The organism is Ruegeria sp. HKCCD7303 (assembly GCF_013111185.1).
Classification (GTDB): domain Bacteria; phylum Pseudomonadota; class Alphaproteobacteria; order Rhodobacterales; family Rhodobacteraceae; genus Ruegeria.
The window spans coordinates 239,500-251,474 of record NZ_WVRE01000003.1; the positions used below are offsets into that span (position 1 = coordinate 239,500).

Genomic DNA, 11,975 nt, shown 5'->3' on the forward strand with positions numbered 1-11,975 from the left:
GGTACAGCTTGCATATGTCACACCGTATCCTCTTTGTCTGTTTGGGCAACATCTGCCGGTCCCCTGCGGCCGAAGGCGTCTTTCGCGATCGCGCGCCGCATCACGCAACCGACAGTGCCGGAACCATGGGTTGGCACGCAGGCAACCCGCCTTACGGCCCCATGCAGGCCGCCGCAAAAGCCAGAGGATTTGACCTTAGCGACCTGCGTGCCCGACAGTTTACAGCCGCCGACTTTGATCGGTTCGATCTGATCATTGGCATGGATGCCAACAACATCGCGGATATTGAGGATCTGCGTCCTACGGGCAACGCCACGCCTGTGCGCCTGCTGACCGACTTTGCCCATGAAACCCAGTCTGATCATGTGCCTGACCCCTATTATACGCGGGATTTCGATGGTGTGCTGGATCTGATCGAAACAGCAGTAGCCGGCTTGGCCGCTCATCTGGAGCGCTAGCCGCCGATCACCTTCAACTGACCGTTCAGCCAGGGCAGTTTGTTAAGGGCCGGTTCGATGATCTGGTTTTGCATCAGCCGACGTGTCATACCTGCGACCTCCTGCGGGACCTGATCCGACCAATCGGTGCGGGCCAAAAGCGAGATCGTGCGAGAGAAATCTCCAAACGGGGCAGGGTGCGCCTCCAACCCGTCATGGAAGCGTGCCGCGCGCATGAAGCCCAGCGGCGTCGTGATTGCCCAACCCAAACCCCGCGCGACCATGGCCATCAAAGCCATGTGTGAGCCGATCTCGAACCGTTCCTCGAACTCTTTCCCGTCGCGCGCCATATGCGCTTCGATCTGGCGGCTGATCAGTTGCTCGCGCGCGTAACGCAGAAACGGCAAGCTCTCTTGCACGGCCTCGACCGCGCCCGAACCCTTTGGGGCCACCAGAATGAACGGATCGCGGACCAAAGGATACTCGATCACGCCTTCCAGCGCCTCACCGCTATGGGCGGTGATCGCCATGTGGAGGCGCTGCTCGGCCAAAGCTTCAAACAGATCGAGGCTCGACAAGGTGATCAGTTTGAATTTCGAACGGGTCAGGCTATCGGCCAGCAATGTGGCCAACCGTGGAGTCAGATCATTGTCGAAATCGTCGATCAACCCGATGGAAAGCGTGGTCAGATGACCCAACTCCATGACCGAAAGCTCGCTTTGGGCCACCTGCAATTCGGCCAGCACAGCCTCGGCCCGCGCCAGAAAGCTGCGCCCGGCCTGGGTCAGCCGCATAGGCCGCCGCCCGTGATCAACCAGATCGGTGCCTAGCGCCTTTTCCAAATTGCGCAGTTGCTGGGATACGGACGGCTGGCTGAGCCCGGTGATCTCGGCGGCCTGCGCTACCGATCCCGTCCGCGCCAAAGCCTCGAACACCTCAAGGCCCCGCAGGGTCAGCCCTTTCATCACCATCGCACATCCCTTTCGCTGCGCCTTTTCTGAGGCGCAGCGTGGATCAGGTCAAGGATTTGCGGTGCGTTAGCTGCAGATCGCCTGCGCCATCTGGCCGAAGTTTTGATACCGATCCCACAGCGCATCATCACGCGCCGTGCGCGACATTTTCAGCTCTTGCGCCTGATGGGGGTCTTCGAACCACTTCGAGACGGTCTTCTGGTCACTGCGCGTCAGTGCCTGATCTGCCACGCGCTGAATGCAGCTGCACCGATCACGTGTGGCCGCCGCCCGATCCGACGCCAGGCAGGCGCGCTTGATCTGCGCGGCCTCAACCTGCGGAGCGATGGCCGTCATCGTTGCGGCACAGAAAGCGATTAAGAGGAACTGTTTCATGCTCATGCCTCGTTTTTGCCTGCCCTGAGGGATCTTGTGCCCCTCTCAGTCTGAGCGGGAGTATGAATCAAAGTGGTTAACGGATCAATCGTACGTTGCAAAAAAGTGATTGCACGAGTCGGAAACGCCTAGCCCGCAGGGCGGGCTTCAACTCGGCATTCATCTGAAAGAGTGTAACCCGCACCCATCGCGACATAGCTTGATTGCTGGACTATTGGCTATACGGTTGTTCCAACACTCAAGTTTATGAACGCGGAAGTTTTAATGAAACTAAAAACAACAGGACTATACTTAATCGCGACTTTGATGTTTGTGTTCGGCATGGCAGAGCAAAGCACTGCTCAAGATCGATCAGACGACCTGGATAGACCTGTCAGAGTGCTCATTTCAGGCATCTCCGGTCAACTCGCCACTGAAGTAACCGGCGGGGATTTCAATCAGAAGATCGACTTCAACTATCCTTCAAAACAACTTTCTGATTTTGACCTTATGGTAATTTTTACCGACCATTTTTTTGAGGCTCTCGATGAAGAAATCGTAAGGGCGCTCGGATTTGTCGAAAGCGACTTTCAAAGTAATGATGAAGACAATTTTCTAACCGTATTGACGGCGGAGTTTGAGGGGGATGAAACACCATTCCCAATCCTCGTGATTAACCGGCGCCACTTCTATGCTCGGGATCGAACTTGCCATGTTCCTTTGCTTAGGGACCTAATTTTGAAAGCTGATTGGCGTGGCGTTCTTGATCGAGAGCGGGACTATAAGCTGGCTTCAGATTGCGGGAATTCATCGTAGGCTCAAGCAATTGTCAAACGGCTTGCCGAGGTGAACAAGTCGAAGGACGTTGTATAGTATCGTCGGCGCACTCAATCCACCTTGACCAACCCACGATTCCTCTACATATCCCCAACCCATGACAGACCTCGCTCATATCCGCAATTTCTCCATCGTCGCGCATATCGACCATGGCAAATCCACCCTTGCTGACCGGCTCATCCAAGAGACCGGAACGGTCAAGGATCGCGACATGAAGGAACAGCTGCTCGACAGCATGGATATCGAGCGCGAGCGTGGCATCACCATCAAGGCCAACACGGTCCGCATCGACTATACGGCGGATGATGGTGAGCATTACGTTCTGAACCTGATCGACACGCCCGGTCACGTGGACTTTGCTTATGAGGTCAGCCGGTCCATGCGCGCGGTCGAAGGCTCTTTGCTGGTTGTGGACTCGACCCAAGGAGTCGAGGCGCAGACTTTGGCGAATGTGTACCAAGCCATCGATGCCGATCATGAGATCGTGCCGGTGCTCAACAAGATCGACCTGCCTGCCTCCGACTGTGACCGTGTGGCCGAACAGATCGAGGATGTGATCGGCATCGACGCGACTGATGCCATTCAGGTCAGCGCCAAGACGGGGCAGGGCATCCACGAAACGCTGGAAGCCATTGTGAAACAGCTGCCCGCACCGCAGGGCAACTTGGATGCGCCACTCAAGGCGATGCTGGTGGATTCGTGGTACGACGCTTATCTGGGCGTCATCGTTCTGGTCCGCATCATGGACGGCACGCTGAAAAAGGGGATGCGGGTCAAGTTCATGTCGAACAACACGCTGCACCATGTCGACCGCGTCGGCGTTTTCCGTCCCGAGATGGAGATGGTCGACAGCCTCGGCCCCGGTGAGATCGGTTTTCTGACCGCATCCATCAAACAGGTCCGCGACACCCGAGTGGGTGACACGATCACCAATGACCGTAACGGGACTGAGGACGCGCTGGACGGCTTCAAACCCGCGCAGCCGGTGGTGTTCTGTGGCCTGTTTCCTGTGGACTCGGCCGAATTCGAAGACCTGCGGGATGCGATCGACAAGCTGGCGCTGAACGACGCCAGCTTCAGCTTTGAAATGGAAACCTCGGCCGCGCTGGGCTTTGGCTTCCGCTGCGGCTTCCTGGGGCTTCTGCACCTTGAGGTCATCCGCGACCGCATCGAACGCGAATATGATATCGAGCTCATCACCACCGCGCCGTCGGTGATCTATCACGTCTACATGAAAGACGGTGAGATGATCGAGCTGCACAACCCCGCCGACATGCCCGACCCGTCCAAGGTCGACCATATCGAGGAACCGCGTATTAAGGCGACTATTCTGGTGCCCGACGAGTATCTGGGTGACGTACTGAAACTCTGCCAGGATCGCCGCGGCATCCAGCTGGACCTGACCTATGCCGGTAGCCGCGCCATGGTCGTCTATGACCTGCCGCTGAACGAGGTCGTCTTCGACTTCTACGACCGCCTGAAATCAGTGACCAAAGGCTATGCCTCGTTCGACTACCAGATGACCGGCTATACCGAGGACAATCTGGTCAAGATGTCGGTGCTGGTGAATGACGAACCGGTCGACGCGCTGTCGACCATGGTTCACCGCGACCGGGCCGAGATGCGGGGCCGGGCGATGTGCGAAAAGCTCAAGGACCTGATCCCGCGCCACATGTTCAAAATCCCGATCCAGGCCGCCATCGGAGGCAAAGTCATCGCCCGCGAGACCCTCTCGGCCCTGCGCAAGGACGTGACCGCGAAGTGTTACGGAGGCGACGCCACGCGGAAGCGCAAACTGCTGGACAAGCAGAAGGCGGGTAAGAAGAAGATGCGTCAGTTCGGGAAGGTCGATATCCCGCAGGAGGCGTTTATTTCAGCGTTGAAGATGGACAGTTAGTAAGTGGCACTATTTAATTTAAATCCCGACGATGTTTTTACTCCTCGTTCGGCCAACGTCAATCCAAGGTTGTATGTTCCAAGACCCGATCTTGAAGAAGAGCTTTCCGATGGTTTGACTGAGAGTCAGCACTTGGTCATTTTCGGTGAAAGCGGCAATGGAAAATCTTGGCTATACAAGAACGTTTTTGAGTCAGCTGATGTATACTATGAAGTGATTAACCTAGTCCAAGCTTCGGCTTTCGGATCTCTTGCAGCGGCGTTTGAGGACAAGCTCGATAGAAGGGAAGAGCTTGAAAAAACAGAATACGAAAAGTCGACTTCTGCAGGCATGAAACCCAGCGGTGTAGGCGCCGACTTCAAAGGTACTTGGAAGTACGTGCGAGGAAGAAAAGAACCTTTTGAACGGGTGCTGGCCTACATTCGGAAGAAGGCGGGAAGGTGGAAGCGAGCAGTCGTAGTTTTTGATAATTTCGAACAAATTGCTTCTAGCGAAGAGCTCTGCAAACAAGTCTCAAATTGCATCATTTTGCTGGATGATCCGATTTACGCTGAATACGGTGTTAAGATCGTGCTTGTCGGCACCCCAGCTGGAATTGATGAAATTCTAGCAAAGAGCGGAAATATTCAGACAATTTCGTCTAGACTAAAGGAAATCCCTGAGGTTGAGAGAATGTCCGTAGATGAAGCCAAAGTTCTGATGAGGCTGGGACTAGAAGACCTTCTTCGCTTGCAGATATCAGGAAAAAAAGAAGTCTTTTATGATCGGCTTTTAAAGATTACTGATCGTATCGCGCTTGAGCTTCAGGAGCTAGGCCTGAGAATTGCAAAAGAGGCGAGAAAGAAAAATAATACAATTGATCAACTGGTGTTGAACCGCGCTATCGCGAAGTGGGCAAGGAATTCAATCCGCTCCTATTGCACGATGGTATCAAGCCGGTTGAACTCAAGGGAAACAAAAGCGGCGCGTAGAAACCAGTGTATCTATGCGTGCGGGATTATTGAAAAAGAGAGTTTTACTTACCGTGAGATCGAAGCTTCGATACGAGAGCTTTTTCCAGCCTCCACTAAAGGAGTAACTTTGAACGTCTCTGGTGAACTATCCCGTTTGGCAAAAGGCGATAAGCCTTTGCTGAAGAAACTGCCAAATGACGAGGCTTATAGGTTGAGTAGCCCCAAAGTTCGAATGGCTATCAGAGCGATGCTGGAGATTTCCAACGGTAAAGTTGTTAAGTCTCTTGAGGATTTATAGCAAACCGTTCGAACTAGATTCGAATTGGCTTAGTTAGTGTCGATCGACGAATACGTAATGCGCCGCTAAACCCACCCGCCCCCGTGGGGCGACGCGTTTGCGCCTCCCCTCGGGCCGGCGCGGCCCTCAGCTCTTTTGATCGAAAGGTTTTGAAAGCCCGCTCTACGGGTAAATTGGGGGGGGTAAAACCCACCCTACGTAGGATGCGTTTTCAACCCATCACCCACACTGTGACCCACCTCACAGCCCCAACCCCATCCCCCTGCTACACTTGACCCTACGGAACCGTCTGCAGGAGGCCGAAATGTCCACATCCATGATCCCCATCATCGCCCTCGGGGCGGCGGGTCTCTATTCCGTGGCCATGATCTCGATGAAGTTCTGGTGGAAAATCCCCGGTGTTGGCCTGACCCTTCTGATCGTCGCCACATTGCTGGCCGCCGCAACTCTGGAACTCGCCGCGCTGCGCAATGAACGGTTGGGCATCATCTATACCGGCATTCTGGGGGCCGAGGTTGTTCTGATCGCCATCGCTTCGTATTTCCTGTTCGGCGAGAACTTTTCCTATCGCGAGGGGGTCGGTATCGCGCTGGTCATTGTTGGGACAGCTCTGGCCTGGGCCTGATGCCCCATTCTAAGCTCCCGGTGAACCAATCATGAAGTTTCCCTTAGGTAAGTTGTAACCTGTGAGCGCCCTCCCAATCTGTTGACCAGACGAAAAGGAGAGAGCCCATGACCAGATACATGACTGCCGGAGCAGCCGCTTTGGCCACGACACTCACCCTTGGAACGGCCGCTCTGGCCGATACCACGCCCGACCTGCGCGGCACGTGGCTGGGGTCTTACACGACCGTCCAACCCAGCCACTACTACAAGGGCGATCAACCCCGGTTCAATCAGGCCGAATGGATGCTCGACGTCCAGATGCAGGAAGACAATGTCTTCTGGGGGCCCAGCAAGTGGCGCCGTGATGGCGATACAGAATGGAATGAGTACGAGGCCACCGGCACCATAAGTCTCGATGGCTCGGGGTCTATTGGCATCGTTGAAACCTCACCGCTGGTGATCGGAGCCAATGCGCTGATCGATGCGCGGTATGAGGATGGCAAGATCTATGCGGATTTCCGTAGCCTGCGGAATGGAACGACCTACAGCACCGTTCTGGAACGTCAGGTGAACTGAAGCGGTTCCGGCCCGGTCGGACAGTAGGGGGTATGGACCGCCGCCCGATTGTCTGCGCGGCGGAGGTGTAGGTTAGCCAGCCGGGCCGGGCCGCTTCTCAGTAAAGCAACCATTGTCTCCACCAGGGGAGGTGGGCCGGGTGGCGCACATTGCCCGCGACAGGGTTCAGTTGGTTTTGGGTCAGAATGCGGTGTTCCTCGACCCATGGGCATCTGGACCTCGCGGACCTTTAGCGCGGCGTTGCGTGCGGTGACTTACGCGCCATCCGGTCCCAGTTCATGCGATAGTGTGTTTCTCTCGCGTCTGAGTGCGCGATTCGATAGTTTGAGGCGCAGAGAACTTGTCAAACCCGGTGTTTTTCGCCCGGCAGAGTGCATGTTGGCGTTCGCGCTTGCAGCATTGCGCGGAAAAAGGGCGGTTTCTACCCGTATTGGCAAATGCTCCATCAACCCTGCGCAGTGCCGCGCTTTCTCGGATTATCCACAGAAATGTCCCTGCGGATATCAACATTTTATCCCCGTCAATTTTTCATGCTGCAGTGCTATTTTCTTGTCCGAAGCCGGCCGGAATGCCAAAGTCCTGACACCGCCCAGGATCCTCGGAGCCAAAGGCGGTACGCAAAGGGCCGGAGGGTTGGAGCGATTGAGAGGGTCTTGGGATTTTCTCTGAACTTCAAAGACTTACCGTTGAGGTCAGGTGATTGCGGGCAACCCGCCCACGTCAGTTGATCATCCTCTTGGTTTACCGATGCATGCTGTGTTTCCCTATGGGTTCGCAGCAATCGCCAAAGCCCCCTGTGGGGCTGAGGCAAAAGGATCGGAACGTCCCTCGGGGCGCGCCGACCCGGTAAGGCGTCAGGCGTATCCGAAAGGGTACATGCAAAGACCGCGTCTGCGCACCTGACGCCTTTTCCTTTGCCGGATCACGGTTTCATACAGGCTACCACTCACCCCTCTTCTGAACGGGAACGGGGCTCTTTTGCGCGAACAAAAGAGCCCCGGTATTTGGCTTGTGATCAAGTCGTAGGGCCAAGCGTCCAAGCGCGGATGCTTGATAGTGACACCGGAGCCCGTCTTTCTTGAAATGCCGATGCTTGGTGATCAGGGTCAGAAACGCTTACAGGTTTTCCTGCACGTCTGTTGCAGCGTTCTGGATGGCATCCCCGGCTTTTTCGATGTCTTTGCCAGCGCCTTTTGCAGTTTCGCAGGCGGTCAGGGCAAACAGGCTCAGGCCAATCAGAAATACACGGATCATAGTCGTCTCCTTGGTGCTCGATAAATTTTCGGTAGCAGCTTTCTACTGACCAGACCAGTAGTTAGGAGGCGTCTCTGTCGCAGAATAGCTCGTAGACAACTTCAAGAATCCGACGTGGACGATCGTCTGCCAAACGATAGTAGATTGCTTTGCCTTCCCGCCGAGGTACGACCAATCCTTCAAGGCGCAAACGCGACAACTGCTGGGATACGGCGGCTTGCCGCGCGGACAAAAGCCCTTCCAGTTCTGTGACGGACTTCTCACCAGATACCAGATGGCACAAAATCATCAGGCGTCCTTCGTGACTAATTGCCTTTAGAAAATTAGATGCAAGCGCGGCGTTTTCTACCATGCGATACATGTCTTCTTGGGGCATGTCCTGGGACAACTGTGGAAGTGCCATCGTTCTAGTTCCTTGCTAACCCCGTCAATGGGTAACGTTATCATATTACAGCGCAACTACGCCGTTCACTCAACTACATGTTTCGTGCATTTTGTTCCATATGTATAAATCAAAATACCGTGATGAGTGAAAGGGGAACCCTCGCCGCTTTTCCCCGTATACTAAGGCTGTGTGGTTTAGGCGGTGGCTCAAAAGTATTCCGGATCGCGAACAACGGGTCGAGCTGTGCGGAATTGGTGTCATCCTACATTCCTTCATCGTTCTCGCTTGCCCCCCCTTGCAGCCCCCCCGAGCCAACACTAAGACTTGGGTAATACTTGTTGGGGTAGTGTCCCGATCCATAGCAAAGCAGGCAGGTTCCGAATGTTCGATCCCGTAGATACCTACATGAATACGCTCGTTCCCATGGTCGTCGAGCAGACCAGCCGGGGCGAACGCGCTTACGATATTTTCTCACGTCTGCTGAAAGAGCGGATCATCTTCATCAACGGCCCGATTCATGATGGAATGAGCCATTTGGTCGTCGCGCAGCTGTTGCACCTTGAGGCCGAGAATCCGAACAAGGAAATCTCGATCTACATCAACTCGCCTGGTGGTGTAGTAACAAGCGGTTTGTCTATTTACGATACAATGCAGTACATCAAGCCGAAATGTTCCACATTGGTGATCGGTCAGGCGGCGTCGATGGGGTCGGTTTTGTTGGCTGGTGGCGAGAAGGGAATGCGTTTCTCCTTGCCCAACAGCCGTATCATGGTTCACCAACCCAGCGGTGGCTACCAAGGCCAAGCCAGCGACATCATGATTCACGCAGCCGAGACGCAAAAGCTGAAGGATCGCCTGTATGACATTTACGTGCGTCATACCGGGCAGACCAAAAAGGCGGTTGAAAAAGCGCTGGACCGTGACAATTTCATGAGCCCGGAAGAGGCGAAAGACTGGGGCCACATCGACGAAATCGTCGAAAACCGTGCAAAAATGGACACAGATGAGGCCTGAGACCGACACTCCGCGCCTTGGGCGCGGGGTTCATTTTGAGATTGTAGCCGCCAGAGTGCTGGCCTAAGCTGCACAAACAGGCGTAAGCGCATCCCTGACGGGGTGCAGGGACGAGGCCCGAAAGGTAGATCATGGCGACGAATTCAGGCGGCGACGGTAAGAACACGCTCTACTGCAGTTTCTGCGGGAAAAGCCAGCACGAGGTGCGAAAACTGATCGCAGGCCCGACCGTATTCATCTGTGATGAATGTGTCGAGCTGTGCATGGACATCATCCGCGAAGAGACCAAGGCCAGCGGGCTGAAGTCGTCTGATGGCGTTCCAACGCCAAAGGATATTTGCGAGGTTCTCGACGATTACGTGATCGGTCAGGCCACAGCCAAGCGTGTTTTGTCGGTGGCGGTTCACAACCACTACAAACGTTTGAATCATGCTCAGAAAGCTGGCAGCGATATTGAACTGGCGAAGTCGAATATTTTGCTGATCGGTCCCACCGGTTGCGGCAAGACTCTGCTGGCTCAAACACTGGCCCGCATCCTGGATGTTCCGTTCACCATGGCTGACGCAACGACGTTGACCGAAGCTGGCTATGTGGGCGAAGATGTCGAAAACATCATCCTCAAGCTCCTTCAAGCCAGTGAGTACAACGTTGAGCGCGCGCAGCGCGGCATCGTCTATATTGACGAGGTCGACAAGATCACGCGCAAGTCCGAAAACCCATCGATCACGCGCGACGTGTCGGGCGAGGGCGTGCAGCAAGCGCTGCTGAAGCTGATGGAAGGCACCGTGGCCAGCGTTCCGCCGCAAGGAGGGCGCAAGCATCCTCAGCAGGAATTCCTGCAAGTGGATACCACCAATATCCTGTTCATCTGCGGCGGCGCGTTTGCGGGCCTGGATAAGATCATCGCGCAGCGTGGCAAAGGCTCGGCCATGGGTTTCGGAGCCGATGTGCGCGACAATGATGATCGTGGCGTTGGCGAGATTTTCAAGGATTTGGAGCCCGAGGATCTGCTTAAATTTGGTCTGATCCCAGAATTTGTTGGGCGTTTGCCAGTTCTGGCAACGCTGGAGGATCTCGACGAAGATGCTCTGGTCACTATTTTGACAAAACCCAAGAACGCTTTGGTCAAGCAGTATCAGCGCCTGTTCGAGCTGGAAGACGTCGAACTCGACTTTACCGATGACGCATTGAAAGCGATTGCCAAGAAGGCCATCGAGCGCAAAACCGGTGCACGGGGACTGCGGTCGATCCTGGAAGACATTCTGCTGGATACCATGTTCGAATTGCCCGGCATGAAGAATGTCAGCGAAGTTGTGGTGAACGAAGAGGCCGTCGCGTCCGAGTCTCAACCTTTGTTCATCTATGCGGATGCGGCTCCTGAATCAGCTTCTGCTGGGTAAGCTGCCCTGTCGCGGCTATTGTTTTTGACAATGCGGTTGGGGGCTTTGCCCCCGCCGCCGCAGTTGATTTTCTTGGAAAAAAGTCAGGCCAAATGAACGCAGGGGTCCTGCGATGGGCATGGCGGTTTGCGGATTGCCAACAACAAAGAGGGAGCGATATGGCGATCCAGCGGATCTCATCAGGCGGCGAATTTGAGGAAAAAGTTGGTTACTGCCGCGCGGTCGTTGCCGGCGGGTGGGTTCACGTGGCCGGCACAGTTGGGCAAGGTGAAGATATTGTTGCGCAGTGCCGTTCCGCGCTGGCGACCATCGAAACTGCTCTGCAAAATGCCGGGGCAAGTTTTAAAGATGTTGTGCGGGTGACATACATGTTGCCGGATCGTATAGAGTTTGAGCCGTGTTGGCCCATTCTGGCTGAAACCTTCGGCGCAAATCCTCCGGCTGCGACTATGATTGAGTGTGGGCTGATCGACCCAAAATACAGGATCGAAATTGAAGTGACCGCGTTTCTGCCGGAGTGACGCAGGCGACCCCAGTGGCACTGGACCTTGGCGAGCCTTTGGTCCATACCTTTCCTCGACCGAAATGCCGGAGGCACCCGATGGGAATCCTGAACAGTCTTTTGCGAGCCGTGACCTGGTGGAACGGGTCCACTCTGAACACGCAGATCTATACGTCGCGTAAGGGCGTCAAAGTTGGCGAAGACAATGAAGGCAATGTGTTTTATCGAACGGCGGATGACAGCAAGCGCTGGGTGATATTCAACGGCGAGGCTGAAGCCAGTCGAGTTGACTCGGAATGGCACGGCTGGTTGCACCGCACCTGGGACGAACCTCCGACGGACAAACCTTTACCGCATAAATCCTGGGAAAAACCACATCAGGAAAACCTGACGGGTACTGCGCTGGCTTATACGCCGGCCGGATCGCTGCGTCGGGCCGAACCGGTTGAGCGCAAAGATTATGAGGCCTGGAGCCCGGAATAAGCGAGGCA

The 11,975-nt window shown here is 55.1% G+C and carries 14 protein-coding genes; 10 read left to right on the forward strand and 4 right to left on the reverse strand.

Annotated features, from left to right (window positions below; all coding sequences use genetic code 11):
- Positions 1-14: 14 nt before the first annotated feature.
- On the forward strand, positions 15-458 hold the full coding sequence (locus GS630_RS10805; protein ID WP_171712013.1) for a low molecular weight protein-tyrosine-phosphatase: 444 nt from the start codon (positions 15-17) through the stop codon (positions 456-458).
- Here the strand turns inward: GS630_RS10805 and GS630_RS10810 are convergent.
- Both GS630_RS10810 and GS630_RS10815 read right to left on the reverse strand, forming a co-directional pair.
- Positions 455-1,408 carry a LysR family transcriptional regulator gene (locus GS630_RS10810; RefSeq protein ID WP_171238185.1) on the reverse strand — a complete coding sequence of 318 codons (954 nt, stop codon included), beginning with the start codon at positions 1,406-1,408 and terminating at the stop codon, positions 455-457. The genes GS630_RS10805 and GS630_RS10810 overlap by 4 nt on opposite strands.
- Before the next feature lie 66 nt (positions 1,409-1,474).
- Complete coding sequence (locus GS630_RS10815) at positions 1,475-1,783, reverse strand: hypothetical protein (RefSeq protein WP_171177743.1); 309 nt, start codon at positions 1,781-1,783, stop codon at positions 1,475-1,477.
- A gap of 264 nt (positions 1,784-2,047) precedes the next feature.
- On the opposite strand from GS630_RS10815, the gene GS630_RS10820 reads away from it, so the two are divergent.
- From GS630_RS10820 to GS630_RS10840, 5 genes are all read left to right on the forward strand, one after another.
- Positions 2,048-2,578, forward strand: coding sequence for a hypothetical protein (locus GS630_RS10820; protein WP_171619675.1), 531 nt, complete (start codon positions 2,048-2,050; stop codon positions 2,576-2,578).
- A 118-nt stretch (positions 2,579-2,696) separates the two neighbouring features.
- Positions 2,697-4,496, forward strand: a complete 1,800-nt coding sequence (gene lepA / locus GS630_RS10825) for a translation elongation factor 4 (RefSeq protein ID WP_171619677.1) — start codon at positions 2,697-2,699, stop codon at positions 4,494-4,496.
- Positions 4,497-4,499: 3 nt separating this feature from the next.
- The gene (locus GS630_RS10830) at positions 4,500-5,747 is read left to right on the forward strand and encodes an AAA family ATPase (RefSeq protein ID WP_171619679.1); all 1,248 of its coding nucleotides are present in this window, start codon (positions 4,500-4,502) and stop codon (positions 5,745-5,747) included.
- 304 nt (positions 5,748-6,051) lie between these two features.
- Complete coding sequence (locus GS630_RS10835; RefSeq protein ID WP_171619681.1) at positions 6,052-6,372, forward strand: hypothetical protein; 321 nt, start codon at positions 6,052-6,054, stop codon at positions 6,370-6,372.
- Positions 6,373-6,479: 107 nt separating this feature from the next.
- Positions 6,480-6,929, forward strand: coding sequence for a hypothetical protein (locus GS630_RS10840; RefSeq protein WP_171177734.1), 450 nt, complete (start codon positions 6,480-6,482; stop codon positions 6,927-6,929).
- A 1,116-nt stretch (positions 6,930-8,045) separates the two neighbouring features.
- On the opposite strand, the gene GS630_RS10845 is transcribed toward GS630_RS10840, so the two are convergent.
- Positions 8,046-8,183 carry an entericidin A/B family lipoprotein gene (locus GS630_RS10845; RefSeq protein WP_171177732.1) on the reverse strand — a complete coding sequence of 46 codons (138 nt, stop codon included), beginning with the start codon at positions 8,181-8,183 and terminating at the stop codon, positions 8,046-8,048.
- Positions 8,184-8,244: 61 nt separating this feature from the next.
- A complete protein-coding gene (locus GS630_RS10850; RefSeq protein WP_171177730.1) occupies positions 8,245-8,586 on the reverse strand; it encodes a helix-turn-helix transcriptional regulator in 342 nt (113 codons plus the stop codon).
- 363 nt (positions 8,587-8,949) lie between these two features.
- On the opposite strand from GS630_RS10850, the gene GS630_RS10855 reads away from it, so the two are divergent.
- The 4 genes from GS630_RS10855 to GS630_RS10870 all read left to right on the forward strand — a co-directional run bounded on the left by GS630_RS10855 (position 8,950) and on the right by GS630_RS10870 (position 11,967).
- Entirely contained in the window at positions 8,950-9,582 is a 633-nt protein-coding gene (locus GS630_RS10855) for an ATP-dependent Clp protease proteolytic subunit (RefSeq protein WP_171177728.1), read from the forward strand.
- A gap of 131 nt (positions 9,583-9,713) precedes the next feature.
- The gene (clpX, locus tag GS630_RS10860; RefSeq protein ID WP_171177726.1) at positions 9,714-10,982 is read left to right on the forward strand and encodes an ATP-dependent Clp protease ATP-binding subunit ClpX; all 1,269 of its coding nucleotides are present in this window, start codon (positions 9,714-9,716) and stop codon (positions 10,980-10,982) included.
- Between the two features lie 158 nt (positions 10,983-11,140).
- The gene (locus GS630_RS10865; RefSeq protein WP_171177725.1) at positions 11,141-11,503 is read left to right on the forward strand and encodes a RidA family protein; all 363 of its coding nucleotides are present in this window, start codon (positions 11,141-11,143) and stop codon (positions 11,501-11,503) included.
- 80 nt (positions 11,504-11,583) lie between these two features.
- Positions 11,584-11,967 (forward strand): NADH:ubiquinone oxidoreductase subunit NDUFA12, encoded by a 384-nt coding sequence (locus tag GS630_RS10870; protein ID WP_171619683.1) that lies wholly within the window; start codon positions 11,584-11,586, stop codon positions 11,965-11,967.
- Positions 11,968-11,975 lie beyond the last annotated feature (8 nt).

Coding starts and splice junctions, on each gene's coding strand:
- GS630_RS10805 (WP_171712013.1), top strand. CDS start 15: ATGTCACACCGTATCCTCTTTGTCTGTTTGGGCAACATCTGCCGGTCC.
- GS630_RS10840 (WP_171177734.1), top strand. CDS start 6,480: ATGACCAGATACATGACTGCCGGAGCAGCCGCTTTGGCCACGACACTC.
- GS630_RS10835 (WP_171619681.1), top strand. CDS start 6,052: ATGTCCACATCCATGATCCCCATCATCGCCCTCGGGGCGGCGGGTCTC.
- GS630_RS10820 (WP_171619675.1), top strand. CDS start 2,048: ATGAAACTAAAAACAACAGGACTATACTTAATCGCGACTTTGATGTTT.
- GS630_RS10850 (WP_171177730.1), bottom strand. CDS start 8,586: ATGGCACTTCCACAGTTGTCCCAGGACATGCCCCAAGAAGACATGTAT.
- GS630_RS10815 (WP_171177743.1), bottom strand. CDS start 1,783: ATGAAACAGTTCCTCTTAATCGCTTTCTGTGCCGCAACGATGACGGCC.
- GS630_RS10845 (WP_171177732.1), bottom strand. CDS start 8,183: ATGATCCGTGTATTTCTGATTGGCCTGAGCCTGTTTGCCCTGACCGCC.
- GS630_RS10870 (WP_171619683.1), top strand. CDS start 11,584: ATGGGAATCCTGAACAGTCTTTTGCGAGCCGTGACCTGGTGGAACGGG.
- clpX (WP_171177726.1), top strand. CDS start 9,714: ATGGCGACGAATTCAGGCGGCGACGGTAAGAACACGCTCTACTGCAGT.
- GS630_RS10865 (WP_171177725.1), top strand. CDS start 11,141: ATGGCGATCCAGCGGATCTCATCAGGCGGCGAATTTGAGGAAAAAGTT.
- GS630_RS10810 (WP_171238185.1), bottom strand. CDS start 1,408: ATGGTGATGAAAGGGCTGACCCTGCGGGGCCTTGAGGTGTTCGAGGCT.
- lepA (WP_171619677.1), top strand. CDS start 2,697: ATGACAGACCTCGCTCATATCCGCAATTTCTCCATCGTCGCGCATATC.
- GS630_RS10855 (WP_171177728.1), top strand. CDS start 8,950: ATGTTCGATCCCGTAGATACCTACATGAATACGCTCGTTCCCATGGTC.